Raw genomic sequence first — 20154 nt, 5'->3', positions numbered from 1 at the left:
AAAGCTGGATGTGAGCCATCCAGCTTTCAACTTATTGTCTTGCTACCTTGGAGATTGCTTCGATTGCCTCCTGGATTTGATCTTCAGTTACATCATAATGGGTTACAAACCGTACATAAGTGGGGCCAAAGGTACCGGAGATGACTCCTTCAGAACGCAGTTTCTCGACAAAAACATCAGAAGTGATGTTCAAGCCTTCTACATCTGCGACGACAATATTTGTTTCTGGCTGCCTAGCAAGCTTCATACCTGGAATTGATTCGATTGCTTCAGCCAGAACCCTCGCATTCCATTGATCTTCTCCAAGTCTATCTTTCATCTTAGTCAAGGCAATCAAGCCAGGTGCAGCAATGACACCTGCCTGCCTCATACCGCCGCCAAGGCGCTTCCTCCATTTACGGGCTGTTGTAATGAATTCAGCATTGCCAGCTATAATTGAGCCTACCGGAGCTCCTAGTCCCTTTGAAAGACATATTTGTACTGTATCTGTATTTTTAGCGAACTCCTTTACATCGACCCCTGCAGCTGCTGCAGCATTGAACAATCTGGCTCCATCCAGATGGACAGGTACCTTATTGGCTTGGGCAATTTTATAGATTGCTTCCATATTCTCAACGGGAATGACGGCTCCCCCTGCGCGATTATGGGTGTTTTCCAAACAAATCAATCCAGTTTCTGGAAAATGGATATCTTCAGTTCGAATAGCCTTTAAAACATCCTGCGGATCCATAGCTCCCCTGTGTCCTGGAATGGTCCTTGTCTGGACACCGGCAAGAGCGGCTACTGCACCTGATTCATAATAAAAAATATGAGATTCTTCCTCCAACAACAATTCCTGTCCTGGTCGACAATGTGTTAGAACCGCAATTTGATTCCCCTGTGTCCCACTTGTAACAAACAAGGCTGCTTCCTTGCCAAGTATTTCAGCTGCAGTTTCTTCCAACTCCCTGACTGTCGGGTCTTCTTTGTACACATCATCCCCTACATCGGCTGTGTACATTGCTTTACGCATTTCTTCAGTAGGTTTCGTGACAGTATCACTTCTTAAATCAATCATTACTTTCCCCTCATTCCTATGCAAATTTCTTATTTATTCATATTTTAACAACACAACCTGCAAAAAACTAACAGTTTCTCCTTGTTAGCATTCGGGTATTCCTCATATATACACAAAAATAAAGGAGGAATACAGTATGAATATCGAAAAAGTAATGACTAGAGACGTAGAATATTGCAGTCCTGATACACCAATTCACGAGGTAGCAGCAAAAATGAGAGATCTCGATGTTGGTGTCATGCCAATTTGCGAAGGTGACCAATTGACAGGACTTGCTACCGACAGAGATATTATTCTGAAGGCTGTTGCAGATAACACTTCAATGGACTCACCCATATCTGAGGTAATGACAACTGATCCAGTGAGAGGTACTGTCAATATGACTGCAGAGGAAGCTGCAGACTTGATGGCAGACGTACAAATTCGCAGGCTCCCAATCGTTGAAGACGGAAAGATGATTGGTATTGTTTCATTGGGAGACCTTGCCGTAACCCATAGGCTGGATGATGAAGCTGGACAAGCTTTAGAAGAGATCTCCACTCCTTCTAAACCCGAGAAGTAAATTATCGTAAAATAACCCGCCAGGAAAAATCTGGCGGGTTATTCTTATTCAGAGATTTTTCTGAATTCCATTCCCTTTTGCTTCATCAAATGCTTTAAGGCCGCTTGAAAGGTTGAAAAAGATTGTGCTTCTAATTTTATTCCATCAAGGACCATCCGCTTGACCAATTCTGGATTCATTCCTACAAATAAGGTTTTGACACCCATCAGTGAGATAGAAGAAGCCATTTCATGAAGCTCCCTGCCTATTTCTTCAAGGCATACGTCCTCAATTCTTTCTCCACTTATATCAGTTAAGTCTATAATTGCCGTTTCTATGTCTTTATTATGGATAAAGTTAAGAACTTTTCCGCGTATTTTATCAAATCGCTCTGCACGAATTAACCCTGTAATAGGTACCAGTATTGTCTGAGGAACAATAGAAGGTATGATTGGCGCGGACATTTCAGAAATAATCGTCTCATATTCTTGAATTTTTCTCTCTAGCTCCTCGAGCCTATTTGTTTCCAAGATTCCAAAACCCCCCGATGAATTCACCCTGCTTATACTATGATACCTTTTCAGGAATTTTTTGTATAGAAAAAAACTGCTTCTATTAACGAAGCAGTTAGTAAGAGGGCACCCTATTGATTCTCAATTTATAACATTAATTAAATGCATGATATCTTCATAAATCTGCTCTTGATATTCGTCATCACAACATCTTTTGTAATCATCAATTAAACGCCCAAGTTCTTTTAAAAAGATTAATTTTTCTTCTTCATTAATCATGGCAAAATTCTCCTTAACAGGACAAAAGTCATGTGTGTGGTCTAACTTATCATAAGTATTTGATGAAAACAACCATAACTTTTTCAGACTACATTATTATATTTTGTATATCTGGAGAAACTATGCGTAACGCAGTTCAAAAGTTTAGTCTTTATCTTAGAAAGGAGCAACCATGTTACATAATATACTCAGGCTGTGTATGCTATTAATATCTTGGTCCACTTTATTGTTATACCCCAAACGTGCATTCAAACGGTTTCTTCCGGTCACGATATTCGTTACAGGTTTAGTTTCCATTTTATTAGTATTATCACATCCATATAAACTATGGAAAGTCTCAGGTGGAAGTGGAACCCGAATTTTCAATGATCTTAGTTTTACTCTTGGCCCCTTTTTTGTTACAAACCTCTGGGTGTTCCGCCTGGCATACGGTAATCTTTGGCAGTACTTAGGAATAAATCTGGTGATTGACTTCTTATTAGCCTTCCCAGTTAGTAAGCTTTTCAAAAAATTAAACATTTATCAATTAGAGAAACTTAAACCACCATATTTTTTCAGTATTATTTATTTATTTGCTATTCTTGCATACAGCTTCCAATTTTATTTTCGAGAGTCCAAGCGGTAAGTGATCAAAAGTTTTTCTCCGGATGGAGTGACCTCAAATAAAAAACCCTTACATCAATTGATGGAAGGGTTTTCGTCTATTCCTCATCTGTCGTTATATTTTCCATGACCAGCTCGATTCCCTTTGCATTTTCGATATAATCGATTACAGGGTCAATTTCATTTCGAAGTTTTGGCGTCAGGGGCAATTCAATTTTTTCATCTTCATAAGTGAAAATAACTCTGTCAGGTGTTAATGTACCTCCTTCTTTTTTATTGATTTGTTTCATCGCCGTAATTTCATCCCATGAATATTCGGTTTGTTCTAATTTCCAGAGCTCGTCATAATACAAGCCATTCTTGTCCATATAATAATAATTGTCAATACTCAAGTAACCGCCTGCAGCCATAACCACCAGAGTAAAAGCCGAAGCAAGAAAAACATTGATACTTCTCTTTTTGGATTCATCAGTTTTGAAAAGATAAATGGCCATCACGATCAGTAACACGGGTACAATCAAAAACACCACAACCATCGTTATATAAGATGACATTGGGCTGTCAAAAAACCAGTGTGAACGGTCAAGGTAAACGGAATTGTGAATAAAAGATACGATAAAAATCCCAATTGGTACAGCTGCGAAGAGCAGGATAACAGCAACTGTTATCAGCAAACTCCCGGCACGGTCAGCATTATGTGCACTCAAGATCTTGTTCCCCTTTTCTAATTCTCTATATTTCCATAATATATATTCAACCACAAGTAAAAAATTCCCTGCTTAAATTGGCAACTTTTTTCCTGCCACATATGAAAAAACAAGCCGGAATGATCTCCGGCTTGTTTTGTTTTTATTTTCTCAAGTTTTCCTGATCCTTCAATCTATTCTGCTGGTCGGGAACTCTTCCTTGATCCTTGAATTCATCTATCTTTTTATCTTCACCAAGTTTTTCTCGTTCGTATTCAACCAAGCTTTGCGGGTCTTTTTTTGAATTATCCATGAAGCTTTTCCCTCCTTAGCATTAGTATTTATGCTATTCCCTTTATGAAATATAGCCAAACCCGCAAGGAAGATGTATCTGATGGTTGAGGATTCTTTCCTCTAGCCACTTTGCATTAAAGCGATTTTCTACATACATTTGATTGACTTTTCATGTGGCTATTTAACATCCAAACGCAACTCATCAACTAAAATATATAAGCTTCTGCCAGTCCGCTAGGTTTACATAAACCGTTTAGATGGTAATTAGAATAACAAAGGAGTTTAAACAACAACACGTAAAACAAAAAGAAAGGAAAATGTATGATGAGAGAAATCACAGTAACTGTAGACTTAAAGGGAAAAAATTATTTAACCAATGTCATTGCTGACCGTGAAACATCTGAGGAAGAAATCCTGGAGATGGCACGAAAGCAAGTTCAAGAGCAATGGCTCTTTTAAAATAACGAAAAGGATGTTCAGCTTGTGTCGCTGAACATCCTTTTTTTATCATTGGCAGGTGAATAGACACCAGAAGGGTACTTCAACTCTCTTTGGAAAGCCGAAAAAGCATTTTTTCACTAACTGCCTAGAGCAAAAATACGGCAAAATTCAAGCTTGGAAATCGAGACAGATGCTACTATTCTTCATATAATTCAATTGGCAATCCATCGGGATCGGCAAAGAATGTAAACTGCTTCTGAGTCAGTGGATCAATTCTGATTTGCTCCACTGCCACTCCTTGCGTTTTAAGATAATTTGCATAAGAGGAAAGATTTTTCACAGTGAAAGCGAGATGCCTAAGACCAGCTGCTTCAGGGTAACTCGGTCGTGCAGGAACGTCTGGGAAAGAGAACAATTCAATTTGATAATGACTTCCAACACGTAAATCCAATTTATATGATTCTCGCTCTTCTCTATAGATCTCTGAGATGACCTTCAAGCCAAGAACTTTTGTATAAAACTCTTTTGACTTTTCATAATCCGAACAAATAATGGCGACGTGGTGTATTTTGTCTAGCTCCATGCCATTCCCCTTTATCTTGCCCATTTGGTAATCGTGATTTTTGTGCCAGTTCCCGGCATAGAATCAATATCAAAACTGTCCATTAACCTTTTAACTCCTGGGAGTCCTGCACCTAGACCGCCTGAAGTAGAAAAACCATCCTGCAAGACCATCCTAATATCATTTATGCCTGGTCCATTATCAGCAGCAGATATTTGAATCCCTTTTCTTCCGCTATCTTCTAGGACGTCAATAGTAATCTGCCCGCTGCCCGCATATAAATAAATGTTTCTTGCGAGCTCAGAAATTGCTGTTGTAATTCTTGCCTGGTCAACGGCACCAAATTGGAGATTTTTTGACACCTCTCTCCCTTTCTGACGGGCAAGCACTATATCAAATTCATTATTAATATTAATAATAATCGGTTCTGTCATTTGGCTAACCCTCTAACAATTGGCTTAATATCGAAATTCCTTGTTCAAGATCCAGTGCAGTTTGGACATTTTCCAATGTTATGCCAAGCTCAATTAAAGTAATGGCGACTGCAGGCTGGATACCTGTAAGGACAGCTTTCGTGCCCATCAGGCTTGTCATTACTATTACGTCGCCCAATACTTTTGCAATGAACGAATCAATCATATCGACTGAAGTTAAATCGATTACAACACCTTTTGCTCCCGTGTCTTTAATTTTATTCAATAAGTCCTCTTGAAAAGTCAATACCGTCTGATCATCTAGTTCTACTTGAATTGAAACTAATAAATAGTCTTTTAACTTTAATATAGGAATTCTCACTTTATTTGCCTCCAAATCATTAAACTCACCAGAATTCACTATGTACAAATAATTTTAATCCAAGATGGTCTGCATCCAAACACTTGCACGTTAGCAAATAAGATTTTAATTGGATTATACGCTATATATAAAGTGGTTTACAAATTAAAAGCTGTGCTTTGTATATGTTATGCCGGTTAAATACGGTTAAATAAAAAAAATAAAAAACCTCCTGTTAGGAGGTTTTAAAACTCAAGTAGCTGGGTAAAGGTTTAAAAATCAGACTAAAATGTGGTTTTTGCTCCTAGGTAACGTGGCTTCCAATAGGAGTTATTCATGTCACTGATTTCTACTCCTCTTGAAGAACCGGAATGAATAAACTTACCATCGCCTAGATAAATGCCTGCATGGGATGGACCCGGCTTATATGTCTCAAAGAACACTAGGTCCCCTACACGTGGTGATGAAACAGCTTTTGTAGAATTCCAAATAGTTTCTACTGTTCTTGGGATGGATACTCCAACATTATTATATACGTAATTTAAATAGCCTGAGCAATCAAACCCTGCCGGCGTGCTCCCTGCCCATACATAAGGTACACCTATATACTTTTTTGATTCAGCAATTAATGAGTTTACCTTAGAGGTAGAACCATACGTTGCCATAACAGGAGTACTTGCTGATGATACATTAGTAGCAACTGTTGTTGAAGCTGAACCTGATAGCTTCAATACCTGACCAGGGAATATAAGATCAGATTTTAGATTATTGATAGACATCAATTGTGATAGCGATAAATTATGGCGAGCAGCAATCGTTGACAAATTGTCACCGCTACGGACTGTGTATGTGCTGGCTGAGCTGGCTGGTGCTGTTGTTGCAGCTGTAGCAGTAGTCCCAGATACTTTTAATCTTTGTCCAGGATAGATCAAATCTGATTTAAGTCCGTTCAATGATTTAAGTCCACTAATGGACATCCCATATGACTTTGAAATTCCCCATAAAGTATCGCCTGACTTCACAACATAAGTAGAACCAGATGTACTTACGGCACTACTAGCATCAGTTGAATGACTGTGCGGCGCTAAAACTGATAGTTTTTGATTTACATAGATGGTTGAGCTTGATAGATTATTCCACTTTTGAATATCATTTATAGCAACATTATATATATTTGAAAGTTTCCATAAAGAATCTCCGGATTGAACTGTGTATAATTTATCATGAGCACTTGCAGATCCATTGAATGAAGTAAATAAAATCCCGGCTGTTGCAGCCACCGTCAAAAGCTGTTTTTTCATGTTAGAGCAACTCCTTTGATTTCGATTACAGCTTAATAGTAGAGTTTCCCAAACTAGTTTTGAATCTATAAATATTGGTTTGTGAGGAATTGTTTTCCTCTGGTAAAAATACCGTTTACATACCAGTTGCTCTCTAAAACCCTTATTTACAGGGATTATAGGCTCTTTTTTCCTTTTATGATTATATTTTGTTACATTACTGAAATATAAGCTTAATCTTGTTGTAATTTTTACAAGGTATGCCAGTTTACCCATCTTTTTTTGCTAACAAGGGAAAAAGGAACTAATTAATTGAACAAACAATGATTTTTTCAGTTTATATGAGGTTAATAATATTTTTAAGCAAATCAAAAAATCCCGCTGCAACAGCGGGATTTTTGTTTCTTGCATGTTATTAAAGGTTACGCTTAATCAATTGATTAGCCAAGTGATCGACCTGTTGGCTGTTTCCTGTTTCTTTTGCGGCTGATGCAATTTGATTAATCATCTGACTGCTTTCCGGGTTTGTCGAGGTTGTCGAATGGAATCCAGTAGATGGACTTGTCTTATTCGTATTTAAACCAGATGTGATTTCTTTTGCAAACTCTGTAATTCCTGCAGCCACTGGCTTATTAAAAGCTGTTCCAGCATTGGAATTTTGGAAACGCTGCCTCATTCCAGCTCCCATTCGATTTCGAAGAATAAACGCAGCTGCAGCACTAGCTACAACGCCCATAATCGAATACGTCATGGAGCGATTTCTCTTACGTCTGTATCCGAACATCTTCATCATATTTTGAGGTATATTCGATCTCATCAGCGTAGAAATCCATGCAGATCTATTCATCCGGCAGCACCCCTTTTAAAATTAGAGGAGTTTTGAAAATCCCCTCCATCAATTAGTATTTGATTTCTGCTAATCGATATTCCGGAAAAAGATAACATAAACCGCTGCTTACTCTTTCAAAAAAGGCTTAACTTTTTGGATGGCTTCTTGCAACTTTCTTGCATTTTTATTATACATTTCCTTGGTACTCGAAGACTCAGTTGCGAGAGCGAACAATTCAAGATCTGCCTGGCATTTATTAAGCATGGCCAGCAATAGTTTTCTCGGTTGAGGTGCTGGAACCTGCAGTTGGTCATCGTACGTATCAATGAATAACTTCCCATAAGAATCAACTTGGCCTAAAAAAACATTGTCAAGTGTTACTCCAAGATTAGCCAGCTCAATGTCCAGCCACCCTTTAGTTTTACATGCCGATGCTAGTTGGTCATTCAATACATTTCCATCCATTATAACAGTATAGCTTTCTTTTTCAGGAGCTACGGGCAAATTCAAGTCCTTTGCAGTTAGAGGAAGCACTTCTTTTTTTAGCAATACACTTAAATCACCTTTTGGTTCCAGAACAGCAAACTCAACATCTGCAGTTTTAAAAACATTTTTCTGTCTTAGTAAAGAATTCAATTCATCGATTGTATATTTTTCCTTCTTTAAATTTTCTTCCATCACTTTTCCATCTTTAATAATTACTGTTGCCTTTCCTTCAAAAAAATCTCTGAACTTCTTGCTTTTGATTCCAATGAGGTCATGCAAATATGTTATGGTTCCAAAAATGACTATTGCCAATACTCCATGAAATAAATTTCCATCGAGACCCATTATGACTTCACCGGCGATACTTCCTATGGTAATACCCGAAACATATTCAAAAAATGATAGCTCCGACAGTTGCTTCTTCCCGCCAATTTTCGTAATCGCAAACAATGTCACTACAAACAAGACAGACGAAACGATTATGTGCGTCCATTCATTCATTTTCTCACCTCTAGCTTTTATATTGCGGCTCTGCTAGTTCAAGCTGAGTTTTCCTATTTTGCAGGTCCGTTTTTATTTCACCAATGACCAGCATCGTTTCGTGAAAGATTTTGCTTGCTTCTGGATTATTAGTATTCAGGGCCATAGAAGATAACTGCGCTTCAATCCCTTTTATCGTTGAAAGGACCTGGTTAACATCTGATGCAATTGTCAATTTTTTCACTCCTATATATAAGAAAAGGGCGGGTTCCCCCTGCCCTCCCTGACTTTTTACTGTTTGTACTGTGGTTCTTCTTGTTCAATTTCCTGCATACGTGGTTGAATGCTATCTATAACTGCTTGAGTTTGTTGAGCAGCTGTCTGATATAGTTGTTTAGCTTGCTGATTATCTGTTCCAAGTGCAAAAGTCTCCAAACTTGCTTGAGCACTCTTTAGACCAGCGATTGTTTGTTTTACTTGAGCTCCTACAGTCATTATGGTCCCTTCTTTCTCAGAGAATTGGTACTGTTTTAGTATGGCAAGAGCGCAAAGAAATATGCCAGCTTAAATAAATAGCTCCAAAACGGAAAAAGCCATTAGCATGCTTTTCGGCAAACCAATGGCAGATTATTCGGTATCATCATGTACCATAATTCTTGTGTTATATAAAACGTAGCCATTTCCCCATTTAGCACGAATCTCCATAGCATAGTCCCCAGTAGCAATATTCGACTCCTCAAGGTTCAACGGGTACCCTTTAAGTCCTTTATATGCGAGCTTTCCTGTATCCATTTCCCATAAATAGCATTTTACAGAATCAGGTGATTGTTCGAATAATAGCCTGATCTTGTCGTCTGTCTCAACAATAATTGGATGAGAGTCTTTTACAAGTACAGCAGGTTCGGCATTAGTATCTGCCGATGCTGTCCTTCCCCATTTCCTCAACGAATAAGTTGCAGGCTTAACCTCCACAGCATGTTTGGCTACAACCACTTCTAAATCCGGAGGGGTGGGCTTATAACGGCTATAAGTACTCCAACTTATTATGCAGAATAAAATCAATAAAGACATGGTTACCCACAGAACAGACTTCTTCACCGATATCCCCCATTTCCAGAACACCAAATTGCTCCCATTAAATAGACGGAATGGTCAGTGAATAAGTTTCAAATTTTTCAGTTAATTTTATGAAACAGAGTAATCCTGAAGGTATTGTTTTTCCTCTTAATCCTTTTTCGATATTATGTAACATTCATTACATGCGTTTACAATCTCTTATTTTATAATGAGTAAATAAAATGATAAAAAAGTTGGTGATGAAAATGCATGGATTTGGACATACTCAATCAGCGTTCGGACATCCTGCTGGAATTGACTTTAATGAAAATCCATATATCGTTATCTGGGAAGTTACGAGGGCTTGCCAGCTTAAATGTTTGCATTGCAGAGCAGATGCTCAGAATAAGGCTGACCCAATGGAATTGACACCAGAAGAAGGCAAAAATCTGATCGACCAGATTTACGACATGGGGAATCCAATGCTTGTATTTACTGGCGGGGACTGTATGATGCGAGAAGATCTCTTTGAACTTGCGGAGTATGCAATTAAAAAAGGGATGCGCGTTTCAATGACACCTAGCGCCACAGATAATGTGACGAAAGAAAAAATGCAAAAAGCTAAGGAAGTCGGACTTTCAAGATGGGCTTTCAGCCTTGATGGTCCTACTCCAGAAATACACGACCATTTTCGCGGCACCCCTGGATCATTTGACCTGACAATTGAAAAAGTGAAATACCTGAACGAATTAAACATGCCTTTGCAGCTTAATACTGTTATTTCCCGCTATAATTATGAATATCTAGAACAGATGGCGGAATTGATGAAAGAACTCAAGGTAGTGATGTGGTACATCTTCTTGCTTGTGCCTACAGGCCGGGGGCAGCTGGATGCCTGCCTTACTCCTGCTGAACACGAAAAGGTATTCAGGTGGCTTTATGAGGTAAGCAAAACTGCTCCATACGATATTAAAACCACTGCAGCTCAACATTACAGACGTGTAGTTTTTCAACAAAAAGCACGAGAACACAGAGTAAATAAAGCAGAGGGAATCCGTTATGAAGACACCTTAACAAAAGATATGGCCTCTGTAATCGATGGCTTGAAGCGAGCTCCTAAAGGGGTAAATGACGGAAACGGATTTTTGTTTATTTCCCATACCGGTGATGTCATGCCTTCCGGACTGCTGCCTCTCATTGGTGGTAATGTCCGAGAAAAGCCATTGGCTGAAATATATCGAAACTCTCCAATTTTTAAAGACTTGCGAACTCCTGACAAATATAAGGGCAAGTGCGGTTTATGTGAATTTCGCTTTGTCTGCGGTGGTTCACGTTCCAGAACCTACGCAGTGACCGGTGACTACATGGAAAGCGAGCCATTTTGTATCTATATCCCAGAAGCAATGCGTAAAAAAGAATCAAGTGTGTAAAAATCTTCAGCTCCTGATTGGGAGCTGTTTTTTATTTTTATAAGAAATCTTTCTGCACTAAGATTAGTGTCTAGCTCCAGCGCCTAGCCAGTTTTCATCCAGGAGAGTGCTTCCTCGAGTATCTTGCGATATGCGTTAGCTTTGAGAAGCTCGAGGTCGCTTCGGTCCGCCCAATGAAGTCAAAGAGCGGCTTCACTGGTCGGCCCTCCAGCGATTTTTGGGGCTGACCAAGGCCTTTGCGCTTTTCTTATTTTTTGACACTTTCATGACAACGTAAAAACTGTGACATAAAGCACGGCAACCAGCTCCATTCAGGTTTTACAATAAAACTAACGAAAGGATGGTGCAAAAATGACAATCAAGATTGATCAAAACGCATTCAAATGGTTTGAACAGGAATTTGATTCACCAAAACCGTTTCACATCCGTCTTTACCCTCAATATGCGGGGTTTGGCGACAAGAACAAAGGCTATAGCTTGGCATTTTCCCTTGAAGCACCTGCCATTGCCGCTGAACAGCAAGAGATTGATGGAATTACCTTTTTTGTCGAAGCAAACGATACATGGTTTTTTGACGAGACAGATGTAGAACTGAAGTTAAGCGACACCTCTGGTGAAATTTTCGCTAATTATATAGAACACAATTGAACCCATTGGAGTCCCTTTATCAACCAGGGACTCTTTATTTACATTTCCTTCGGAGCTTTAATCCCAAGCATTCTCAGTCCTTCTTCAAGGACTATACTAACGGCATGTACCATTAGGATTCGTGAAGCCTTTTCTGAATCATCTCCAAGAATCCTGACTTCTCCGTAATATTTATTAAAGGCCTGGGAAAGTGTAAGGACATATTTAGCTATCAAGGATGGATCATTTCTCTCGATCGCTCTCTTGATTGTATCCGGAAATGCTTGAAGCTCGGTTATCACTGGCCATTCTGTTACAGCAGCAAGATTGTCGTTCCCATTAGGTTCTACAAATACCCCCTTTCTCAACAATGATTGTGCCCGGGCATATGTATACTGAACATATGGTCCTGTTTCTCCTTCCACCTTTAACATCTCTTCCAGTGAAAACTCAATATCGTTCATACGGAAATTCTTTAGATCATGAAAAATGATTGCACCAGTCCCAACCATTTCTGCAATATCTGTTTTATTGGTCAATGAAGAATTTTTTTCTTTTATATTCTTTTCAGCCAATAGTATTGAATCTTTGAGAACATCTTCAAGCAAAACCACCTTACCCTTACGCGTAGACATTTTTTTGCCGTCCTTTAACATCATTCCAAAAGGAACATGAGTAATACCGGCTGCCCATGCAAAGTCCATTTTATCAAGCACAGCTTTTAACTGTTTAAAATGAAGGCTCTGCTCATTGCCAACAACATATAATGATTTCACAAAAGAATATTCTTCGAATCTGTACTTGGCGGCAGCTAAATCCCGAGTAGCGTACAAAGTGGCGCCATCCGATTTTTTTATAAGACATGGAGGAAGTTCAAGGTCATCTAAATTGACAACTTGTGCGCCATCGGATTCTTCAAGCAGTCCCTTCTCCCTTAACATTTCTATGATTGGTTCCATTTTATCATTATAAAAAGCTTCTCCAGCATATGAATCAAACTCGATCCCCATGAGATCATATATTTTCTTAAACTCCTTCAATGATTCATCCTTAAACCACTTCCAAAGCTTGAGTGCTTCAACATCCCCGTTTTCCAGACGTCTGAACCAGTCGCGGCCATCCTGTTCCAGCTGCGGTTGGCTTTCTGCAGCCTCATGAAATTTCACATAAAGTGCAAGCAGCTCCTGTATTGGATTCTCTCTCACTTTTTCCTCTGTGCCCCAAAGCTTATATGCCGTGATGAGTTTGCCAAATTGAGTTCCCCAGTCTCCTAAGTGGTTGATTTTCACCGTCTTGTATCCACATTTTTCATAAATAAGCGAAAGTGAATTCCCTATAACGGTTGACCGCAGATGCCCCATGGAAAATGGTTTAGCGATATTGGGCGAGGAAAGATCAATTGTTACAGTCTGACTTTCACCAAGGTGAAGATCACCAAAATGATTCTTTTTTTGCCGTATTTCATTTAAAAGTTCTTTGGCGACTTTTGCCTTATTTAAAAACGCATTTATATAGCCGCCAACCGATTCAAAACGATCGAATAATCCATCGACCCGGCTTTGCAATCGTGAACATAGACCTATGGCAATTTCAGATGGTGGCTTTCTCATCGTTTTTGCCAGTTGGAAGCACGGAAATGCTAAGTCTCCCTGGTGCAAAAATTTCGGTTTCTCTATTAACCGCTCTATTTCATAAGAAGAAAAAACGCCCTCCATTTCAGCGGCAAGCAATTCGGAATAAAGTTTTACATATTTCATTATTAACCCCCCTTTATAAACACAAAAAACTCCCGCCTCTATATAAGAGACGAGAGTTTATCCCGCGGTACCACTCCAATTGTTCCGAAGTTCGGAACCTTCTTACATTGATAACGGGAAAACCCCGGCCAGCCCTACTCCATTCAGGCAGGCATCTCAAAAGTGCGCTTCATTATTCTTATGCACCAGGCTTCCACCGTCCCTGGCTCGCTTTAGCAAATATAGAATAACTACTCTCTTTTTCATCGATTTGATATTTTTACCATTATAAACAATCCATAAGACTTTTTGCAATCAATTTTTCACGATTAATAGCGAATCAAATTCTTGAATCGAACGCTTGTATTCATCGTACTTTTCAATATAGTTGCCGCCGGTGTAATCGCCAATCACTTTGCGCCAAAAATTCCTGGCCGGCTCATTTTTCTCAACCTGGGTGATACTCCATTTTCCAGGGAATTGATCAAACAGCTTAATGGCTGCAATTTTGCCGATTCCTCTCCGGTAAAATTTCCTCATGATAAAAAACTCAAGAATGACATTGGGGTCTCCACTTTCGACCATTGCAAAACCCGCTAGCTCCCCATCATACATGATAAAAAAAGCATGTAAATCTGCTTCAGCCCAATATGGTTTTAAATCAAATGGAGCAAAGCTGCCATTCACTTCAAGCTTGATATCCTGAAAGACAGTAAATTCGTAAATATAAAACTGAACTAAATTTTGAAGAATTTGTTCCTCATCTTGTTTCACACGCACTAAATCAATCTCATGGATTCCCCTTTATAAAAGATATATATAAGAATTCGTCCATTTACTCGGAAATCCTTTATACGCTTCAAAAATCTCTTTACTCCTCCCTGTTTGGGTAAGAATATTCGTAGGAGATTTCTTTTCCGTTTACTGAAATTATGACAATTTCTGAACCGTCGGTGGATTCAAATGTATAGGATGAACCCCCATCCTTAATTAGCTTCCATAAACCTGTTGATTTGATATTTTCGATATAATCTTTAACGCGTTGAGGTACTCCTTGATCCCAAACATATTTTTCTGTATCACCCATAAGCTTAATTGGGCTTATGCCAACTGGATAAGGAAGATTTCCGTAGCCATGTGTAACATAAAGCTGCTCTTCATGACGATATGGCGGAGGGTCGTTGAAATCTAAAGATGAAATCACCTGGAATATTTCAGCATATTCAAGCATTGGGTAATCAAAGCTGATATGCATGATTTCTTTTCCGGCTTCGACGAAGAAATGGTAGCGGAGGCTCACATCCATCATTTTGACGTGTTCGATATACAATGAGGTTGGATAGGGGAAGTTCACCATTTCTTTTGCCATATTCATGGCCCTGGAACTGATAATTTTCTCCCTTTCTCCTTCAGTTACGAACTCAGCTATTCCAACTTGCTTTCGGTTGCTTTCATCAAAAAAAGCGTAACCCTCCTCATTTTTTTTGCTATATATTCTTTCTAAATCCCAATTGAGGGTGAAATCTTGCACAGCCTGGGATTGACCTTGTTCATCGGCGGATTGATAATGCTGTTGTAACTGGATTAGCAGACCAGCGGAAATGATAACAAATAGTGCTGTCAATACAACATTTTTCAGCTCGAATATTCCGTATTTTTCTTTTTGCCCAGTTTGGGTACGAATCGATTTCCTGATTTTATTTCTCATTCTATTTCTCTCATCTTCTCCTGGTGTAACTGACCTTAGTAGATCCCAATTTCCATCAGAGTGATTTTTCAAAATATCCTCCCCCTTCCACAACATCCATTTTCTTTAATGCAGCTAATCCTCTAGATAAAGTCTTTCTGACTTTTGATTCCGACCAGCCCAGGATTTCTGCAATCTCCTTTGTAGAACACTCTTCAATCTTTTTCAGAGTAATCACAAGCCGGTAGTCAGGTTTAAGTTTCTGAATTGCTGCCAGTGTTCTCTCTATAGTATCGCGGTGTTCAATATACTGTTCGATGTTAAGAGATGAGGGGATGTCTAGATTATTAGGAAATAATGATAAAAACTTCCTTCTTTTTCTCTTCCGTATTTCATCTATTACGAGATGCTTGGCAATGCTAAAAAGCCAGGTCTTCACGTTTGTTCTATTTTCAAATTTTTCAAAGGAGGTATAAGCACGCAGGAACGTGTCATGTACAAAGTCCTCGCAGCATTGCCTGTCTCCGATCATGTAAAAGATAAATCGATAAATATCTTTATAGTACATTTCATACCATTCCATTACTTGTTTTTCTTTTGGGTTGTCGTTTATTTCCCCCACCTCATTTCCGCTATCTATACGATAAGTCGAAACAGAATGAAAAGTGTGACACATTTTCGCTCCTTATTTATCCATTATAAATTAAAAATGAGCCCTCATCTTATTCCGATAAGGACTCGCTTTATTAGTACTCTTCGATTTGCCAAGTATGTGTGAACTGGATACAGCCTTTTAATGTTTGTGCAACCGGGCATCCTCGTTCAAAAACAGTCATTGCTCTTTCGGCAGCTTCACTTTTTCCTTCAGGGACCTTCAATTCATAGTGACAGCTGATTTTCGTGATTTTAAGTACTCCTTCCGGTGCTTCAATTGTTCCTTGGACTTTAGCCATGACTTTATCAGGTGAAGTTGGTATTTTACGCGCCTCCAGCGCGCCAGATAGGGTTCCTACCAGTCAGCCGCCTGCTGCAGAAACAATATGGTCAAGCGTTGACGGATATTCTACCTCCGGATTTACTCCATAGAACTCCTTTACTCCACCATGGACGCCAAACAGCAAAGGCTCATTAAAACCGTCAATATAAGCTTCTCTGATTTTATTTGGAGTATCTTTCTGGATCACCGTTATCTTCGTTAGCGCGATTGGTTCGGACAATTATACGACCCCTCCTTGGATTTCTAATTCTAACATATAAGAAACTGTGCAATTTTTCAAATAATATCCTATTTTTTAAAAAAGGGCAGCCCGACTTTATTATTCTATGATACAAGCTGATGCTCGTCCGATATTTTTACATATGATGTTGTTGTAAGGTTCGGATCTTACCTATCTTCTAAATGGGAGGAGGTGGAGAGATGTTAATCACTGCGATTGTTGTTCTTTTGTTGGCACTTGCTTTGGTCGTTGCGATTTTATTGGGTCAGGATGCTTTGGCTGATGTTCTTTACACTTGCATCGGTGAAGTAATTGCTGTAGATAATGGTGCTGCTTAATCTCTTCGAAAGATTTGAGACCTGAAGTTCCTTACAGTCTCCCTGGCTATACCGGTATTAGCCGGGGAGATCTTAATTTTAGATAGAAAGGGTGTATTTTATGAATGAGAATGATATAAAACCGCATATTGACCGTTTAAAAAAAGATCCTTCATTAGATGAAATACTTAATTTTACAGAGGTGATTCTTAAGAATTCATCAAAAAAAAAGGACGAGGGAAAAGTAGCAGATAGTTTTAAAGCAGCTGAGAATAATCAATCGAGTGCAGATTCACTTAACTCCCTGGTTACTACTGTACAAAGCTTTATAAATCCAACTACTTTATCTTTAATTTCAAAGACTTTAAATCCGTCAGATATTAAAGAACAAGATTCTGACACTACTAGCTTAAAACAAAAGGTCGAACAGCTTTCAGCTGAATTGAGCGAAGTAAAAGTGGCATTGAATCAAACCAAGACTCAGTTAGCAGAGAAAAGTCAGCGTCTTGAAAAACTTGAGGCATCTGTAGAATACCTTAAAAGCCGCCGCAGAAGACGGTAGGTCAAAATGGAGTCCTTCATTTCCAATATGAAGAACTCTATTTTTTTAATGTGAATGTACTGAATGAAATACTTTCAAAAGAAATTCTCTATCAGGAATCTGCAGCAGCTCATACGATAACAGAAATTCAGTTTTTTCATATCTTGCTTTTTTCAAATCTACCTTTATCCCCTTATCAGTAACTTCAACGATGCTAAATGGAGCTAAAGCTTCCTTGCTGCAGCCGAGCGAACCTGGGTTAAGGTATACAGAGCGCATACCTTCAAAATAATGGATTGGATGATGATGGCCGAAGCATATTAAATCGAATTCTCTATGACTATAAAGCTTTTCGATGTTTTGAAGAGTTGGTTCAACGATGGAACTGAATGGGTCCTGACTAATATGTCCGTTATGATCCAGATTATAATGATTAAACAAAATTCGATGACCTTCATTTGTGATCTTTATTTCACGCGGAAGTTTTTGTAATAACGGTATATAAGAAGGATTCATTCTATCTGCCACCCATTGATGGTGTTTTTTTGCCCTCAAATGGCTTTCAGGATACTTTTCACCCTTTAGCAAAGCTAATACTGCTTCATCATGATTACCAGTAATCATAGAAATCCTTTTATTAGAAAAAAGAATATCGAGCACTTCATTTGTGTCCGGTCCAATACCAATCATATCACCAAGGCAATAAATATGTTCAATCCCCTTTGTGCAGTCAATTTCATTAAGAACAGCGGATAACGCAGGGCGATTGCCATGTATATCAGTAATGACTGCAAACCTCAAATCATTCACCTCTTCTACTTAAAATTCAATATCAAATAGATGGCTGTACCCCACATGATCATAGCGGAAATTCTATTTATGATGCCGAGAATACCATTTGTTTTCTCTAACCTCCCAATCTGATGGCCAACGAAGGCAAGACCGAAAAACCAGATCCACGAGGTTAAAATACAGGCCAGCGCAAAAGTGATTTTCGCAGGTCCCGAATAGGTAAGTGAACTCGTTCCTATCACTCCGATTGTATCCATGATGGCATGGGGGTTAAGCAGGGAAACCGAGGCTGCGAAGGTTATTTGTCTTCTCGGGGGGAAAGCTTCCTGTTGAGCAGCTATATCAGAGGGCGTACTTTTCCAGGTTAAATAACCCATGTAAATTAAAAATAGTATCCCGGCTGATAATAGCAGTATATTTAGCCAGGCAATTTGCAGAACGATAACCGATATACCCAGAACAGCTAAAGTGATCAAGAGTGTATCACTTATCGAAGCTGTCAGGATAACAGGCAATACTCTTCTATATTTTTTGTGTATCGATCCCTGGTTGAAGACAAATACGTTTTGGACTCCTAAAGGAAGAATCAGTCCGAAAGCGAGGATGAATCCATGAATTCCTGCAGCTAGCATAACATCTTCTACCCCTTCATCTAAATACCATCGATTTAATTCATCTATATAGCTTACCAGAGATTTTTTACACCTTAAATAATCCAACACTAAACATTTTTAATAGATAATTATTGTTGATAGAGAAATATATCCTATCAATTTTTGGAGGTAGAAAGTTTGAACAATGACACGTTATTGATTAATAAAAAGAGCTGGAACGAGGTCGCTCCCCGTTTTTATGTTAGAACAAAAAAGGACTTAGGCATAAGTCCTTTTTAAATTAATCTTTAATCACTTTCTGTGCGATAAAGGATACTGCTAAAGTAACAATAAAAGCAAAAACACCTAAGTAGATCCCATTTTCCCAATCGAACATATTTCGAGCGAACGTCATGATTGTAGCGACAAAAAAACCTGTGAATAGTGCCTGACGAAAGTTAAATTTATTTTTCACTTTTTATCCCTCAACTTTAATAGACTAACAGTGTCTAATATTGCCAAATCCACCTGGTCGATGTGTATAGTATCTTTGAAATCCCAAAGTCTTATTTCAGTCGTTTCTTCATTTTGTAGGAAAGGGCATAAAGAATGAACTGTCGAGTAATAAATGGGATTAAACTTTTCAGTTTCATTTTGGAGATTCCTAACCTTTGCCAGTCCAATAAATTCAAGATCTTCAACAAACTGTCCAGTTTCTTCACGCAGTTCTCTTTGAGCGCACTCCAAAGGTGTTTCACCTTTCTCCCTCTTGCCAGCCGGTACTTCCCATTGTTGCCTCAAGCTATTGAATCCAAGGAGATAACCGCCATTTTTCTCGATTATCGCATAAGAGCCTGCCAGCGGTTGATACTTGTTCAATTTCATTTCATCCATTTCGATGAATTCTATTAATTCAAAGCCATTATTTTGCCTGGTGATCATGAAGCAACCGTCCTTGTTCGTCACGTACCCTCGCTCCGTAATGGACATGCCAGTGCATATGCTTATTGCTCTGGTAGTTTCCGATGTTAGTAGAAATCGTGCAGGCTCCATAATCCCTTTCAAGCATAGAGGCAACCTGCTTCACTAGCTTAAGAACATCACTCATAATCTCCGTTTCCTCATTGGATACTGTTAAAAAGGATAAAATGTGTTTTTTGGGAATGATTATAATATGTACCTCATAATATGGCCGAGTGTGATAAAACGCGAGGGTATGCTCCGTTTCATACACCTTTTCTACCACGGTTTTACCTGATAATACCTCATCACAATAAAAATCTTCCCATTTTTGTTCAGTGATCATGTAAACACCTCTTTCAATTGCCTTTCTT

30 protein-coding genes and 1 other annotated feature are annotated in these 20154 nt (G+C 38.8%); of the genes, 6 read left to right on the top strand and 24 right to left on the bottom strand.

Annotation, left to right across the window (positions count from 1 at the left end; genetic code table 11):
* Positions 1-31 precede the first annotated feature (31 nt).
* Entirely contained in the window at positions 32-1057 is a 1026-nt protein-coding gene (gene ltaE / locus ACH0QE_RS03855; protein ID WP_415799372.1) for a low-specificity L-threonine aldolase, read from the bottom strand.
* Positions 1058-1193: 136 nt separating this feature from the next.
* Between ltaE and ACH0QE_RS03850 the strand changes: the two genes are divergently transcribed.
* Positions 1194-1619: a CBS domain-containing protein gene (locus ACH0QE_RS03850; protein WP_415799371.1), complete on the top strand. Its 426-nt coding sequence runs from the start codon at positions 1194-1196 to the stop codon at positions 1617-1619.
* A gap of 44 nt (positions 1620-1663) precedes the next feature.
* Here the strand turns inward: ACH0QE_RS03850 and ACH0QE_RS03845 are convergent, their stop codons facing one another.
* From ACH0QE_RS03845 to ACH0QE_RS03830, 4 genes are all read right to left on the bottom strand, one after another.
* Entirely contained in the window at positions 1664-2128 is a 465-nt protein-coding gene (locus tag ACH0QE_RS03845) for an STAS domain-containing protein (protein ID WP_415799370.1), read from the bottom strand.
* Between the two features lie 123 nt (positions 2129-2251).
* Positions 2252-2389: a hypothetical protein gene (locus tag ACH0QE_RS03840; protein ID WP_023614008.1), complete on the bottom strand. Its 138-nt coding sequence runs from the start codon at positions 2387-2389 to the stop codon at positions 2252-2254.
* A 701-nt stretch (positions 2390-3090) separates the two neighbouring features.
* Positions 3091-3699 carry a hypothetical protein gene (locus tag ACH0QE_RS03835; RefSeq protein WP_415799369.1) on the bottom strand — a complete coding sequence of 203 codons (609 nt, stop codon included), beginning with the start codon at positions 3697-3699 and terminating at the stop codon, positions 3091-3093.
* 142 nt (positions 3700-3841) lie between these two features.
* Positions 3842-3991 (bottom strand): hypothetical protein, encoded by a 150-nt coding sequence (locus tag ACH0QE_RS03830; protein ID WP_156972655.1) that lies wholly within the window; start codon positions 3989-3991, stop codon positions 3842-3844.
* Between the two features lie 302 nt (positions 3992-4293).
* Between ACH0QE_RS03830 and ACH0QE_RS03825 the strand changes: the two genes are divergently transcribed.
* Positions 4294-4431 carry a BA3454 family stress response protein gene (locus ACH0QE_RS03825; protein ID WP_233434861.1) on the top strand — a complete coding sequence of 46 codons (138 nt, stop codon included), beginning with the start codon at positions 4294-4296 and terminating at the stop codon, positions 4429-4431.
* A 178-nt stretch (positions 4432-4609) separates the two neighbouring features.
* Here the strand turns inward: ACH0QE_RS03825 and ACH0QE_RS03820 are convergent, their stop codons facing one another.
* The 9 genes from ACH0QE_RS03820 to ACH0QE_RS03780 form a co-directional block, all read right to left on the bottom strand.
* A complete protein-coding gene (locus ACH0QE_RS03820; protein ID WP_415799367.1) occupies positions 4610-4996 on the bottom strand; it encodes an SMU1112c/YaeR family gloxylase I-like metalloprotein in 387 nt (128 codons plus the stop codon).
* An 11-nt stretch (positions 4997-5007) separates the two neighbouring features.
* Positions 5008-5409 (bottom strand): anti-sigma regulatory factor, encoded by a 402-nt coding sequence (locus ACH0QE_RS03815; protein WP_415799366.1) that lies wholly within the window; start codon positions 5407-5409, stop codon positions 5008-5010.
* A 4-nt stretch (positions 5410-5413) separates the two neighbouring features.
* Complete coding sequence (locus tag ACH0QE_RS03810; RefSeq protein ID WP_415799365.1) at positions 5414-5770, bottom strand: STAS domain-containing protein; 357 nt, start codon at positions 5768-5770, stop codon at positions 5414-5416.
* A gap of 263 nt (positions 5771-6033) precedes the next feature.
* Positions 6034-7050 carry a LysM peptidoglycan-binding domain-containing protein gene (locus tag ACH0QE_RS03805; protein WP_415799364.1) on the bottom strand — a complete coding sequence of 339 codons (1017 nt, stop codon included), beginning with the start codon at positions 7048-7050 and terminating at the stop codon, positions 6034-6036.
* A 394-nt stretch (positions 7051-7444) separates the two neighbouring features.
* Positions 7445-7876, bottom strand: coding sequence for a hypothetical protein (locus ACH0QE_RS03800; RefSeq protein ID WP_415799363.1), 432 nt, complete (start codon positions 7874-7876; stop codon positions 7445-7447).
* Between the two features lie 108 nt (positions 7877-7984).
* Positions 7985-8845 (bottom strand): DUF421 domain-containing protein, encoded by an 861-nt coding sequence (locus tag ACH0QE_RS03795; RefSeq protein ID WP_415799362.1) that lies wholly within the window; start codon positions 8843-8845, stop codon positions 7985-7987.
* Between the two features lie 10 nt (positions 8846-8855).
* Positions 8856-9059, bottom strand: a complete 204-nt coding sequence (locus ACH0QE_RS03790; RefSeq protein WP_415799361.1) for a DUF1657 domain-containing protein — start codon at positions 9057-9059, stop codon at positions 8856-8858.
* Positions 9060-9115: 56 nt separating this feature from the next.
* Entirely contained in the window at positions 9116-9319 is a 204-nt protein-coding gene (locus ACH0QE_RS03785; protein WP_415799360.1) for a DUF1657 domain-containing protein, read from the bottom strand.
* 132 nt (positions 9320-9451) lie between these two features.
* The gene (locus ACH0QE_RS03780) at positions 9452-9922 is read right to left on the bottom strand and encodes a hypothetical protein (RefSeq protein ID WP_415799359.1); all 471 of its coding nucleotides are present in this window, start codon (positions 9920-9922) and stop codon (positions 9452-9454) included.
* A gap of 224 nt (positions 9923-10146) precedes the next feature.
* Between ACH0QE_RS03780 and ACH0QE_RS03775 the strand changes: the two genes are divergently transcribed.
* A complete protein-coding gene (locus ACH0QE_RS03775) occupies positions 10147-11310 on the top strand; it encodes a TIGR04053 family radical SAM/SPASM domain-containing protein (RefSeq protein WP_415799418.1) in 1164 nt (387 codons plus the stop codon).
* 351 nt (positions 11311-11661) lie between these two features.
* Positions 11662-11958 carry a HesB/YadR/YfhF family protein gene (locus ACH0QE_RS03770; RefSeq protein ID WP_415799358.1) on the top strand — a complete coding sequence of 99 codons (297 nt, stop codon included), beginning with the start codon at positions 11662-11664 and terminating at the stop codon, positions 11956-11958.
* Between the two features lie 38 nt (positions 11959-11996).
* Here ACH0QE_RS03770 and argS read toward each other — a convergent pair whose 3' ends face one another.
* The 6 genes from argS to ACH0QE_RS03740 all read right to left on the bottom strand — a co-directional run bounded on the left by argS (position 11997) and on the right by ACH0QE_RS03740 (position 16577).
* Positions 11997-13694 (bottom strand): arginine--tRNA ligase, encoded by a 1698-nt coding sequence (argS, locus tag ACH0QE_RS03765; RefSeq protein ID WP_415799357.1) that lies wholly within the window; start codon positions 13692-13694, stop codon positions 11997-11999.
* Positions 13695-13736: 42 nt separating this feature from the next.
* Positions 13737-13949, bottom strand: a binding site (T-box leader).
* 39 nt (positions 13950-13988) lie between these two features.
* On the bottom strand, positions 13989-14453 hold the full coding sequence (locus ACH0QE_RS03760) for a GNAT family N-acetyltransferase (RefSeq protein WP_415799356.1): 465 nt from the start codon (positions 14451-14453) through the stop codon (positions 13989-13991).
* A gap of 91 nt (positions 14454-14544) precedes the next feature.
* A complete protein-coding gene (locus ACH0QE_RS03755) occupies positions 14545-15453 on the bottom strand; it encodes a hypothetical protein (RefSeq protein WP_415799355.1) in 909 nt (302 codons plus the stop codon).
* Positions 15437-16036: an RNA polymerase sigma factor gene (locus ACH0QE_RS03750; RefSeq protein WP_415799354.1), complete on the bottom strand. Its 600-nt coding sequence runs from the start codon at positions 16034-16036 to the stop codon at positions 15437-15439. Before ACH0QE_RS03750 ends, ACH0QE_RS03755 begins: the two co-directional genes overlap by 17 nt.
* A 70-nt stretch (positions 16037-16106) precedes the next feature.
* Complete coding sequence (locus ACH0QE_RS03745; RefSeq protein ID WP_415799417.1) at positions 16107-16376, bottom strand: OsmC family protein; 270 nt, start codon at positions 16374-16376, stop codon at positions 16107-16109.
* Complete coding sequence (locus tag ACH0QE_RS03740) at positions 16377-16577, bottom strand: hypothetical protein (RefSeq protein ID WP_415799353.1); 201 nt, start codon at positions 16575-16577, stop codon at positions 16377-16379.
* A gap of 200 nt (positions 16578-16777) precedes the next feature.
* On the opposite strand from ACH0QE_RS03740, the gene ACH0QE_RS03735 reads away from it, so the two are divergent.
* Together ACH0QE_RS03735 and ACH0QE_RS03730 are read left to right on the top strand one after the other, a co-directional pair.
* Positions 16778-16915, top strand: a complete 138-nt coding sequence (locus tag ACH0QE_RS03735; protein ID WP_415799352.1) for a hypothetical protein — start codon at positions 16778-16780, stop codon at positions 16913-16915.
* A 100-nt stretch (positions 16916-17015) separates the two neighbouring features.
* Positions 17016-17456, top strand: a complete 441-nt coding sequence (locus ACH0QE_RS03730; RefSeq protein ID WP_415799351.1) for a hypothetical protein — start codon at positions 17016-17018, stop codon at positions 17454-17456.
* Positions 17457-17501: 45 nt separating this feature from the next.
* Here ACH0QE_RS03730 and ACH0QE_RS03725 read toward each other — a convergent pair whose 3' ends face one another.
* From ACH0QE_RS03725 to ACH0QE_RS03710, 4 genes are all read right to left on the bottom strand, one after another.
* Positions 17502-18245, bottom strand: coding sequence for a metallophosphoesterase family protein (locus ACH0QE_RS03725; RefSeq protein WP_415799350.1), 744 nt, complete (start codon positions 18243-18245; stop codon positions 17502-17504).
* 5 nt (positions 18246-18250) lie between these two features.
* Complete coding sequence (locus ACH0QE_RS03720) at positions 18251-18859, bottom strand: LysE/ArgO family amino acid transporter (RefSeq protein WP_415799349.1); 609 nt, start codon at positions 18857-18859, stop codon at positions 18251-18253.
* 432 nt (positions 18860-19291) lie between these two features.
* Positions 19292-19762: an NUDIX domain-containing protein gene (locus ACH0QE_RS03715; protein WP_415799348.1), complete on the bottom strand. Its 471-nt coding sequence runs from the start codon at positions 19760-19762 to the stop codon at positions 19292-19294.
* Positions 19743-20126 carry an HIT domain-containing protein gene (locus ACH0QE_RS03710; RefSeq protein WP_415799347.1) on the bottom strand — a complete coding sequence of 128 codons (384 nt, stop codon included), beginning with the start codon at positions 20124-20126 and terminating at the stop codon, positions 19743-19745. Before ACH0QE_RS03710 ends, ACH0QE_RS03715 begins: the two co-directional genes overlap by 20 nt.
* Positions 20127-20154: the final 28 nt, after the last annotated feature.

It is taken from the genome of Mesobacillus sp. (genome assembly GCF_047739415.1).
GTDB lineage: Bacteria > Bacillota > Bacilli > Bacillales > Cytobacillaceae > Mesobacillus.
The sequence above is the reverse complement of the archived record's forward strand: the minus strand, read 5'-3'. Positions and strand labels throughout refer to the sequence as shown.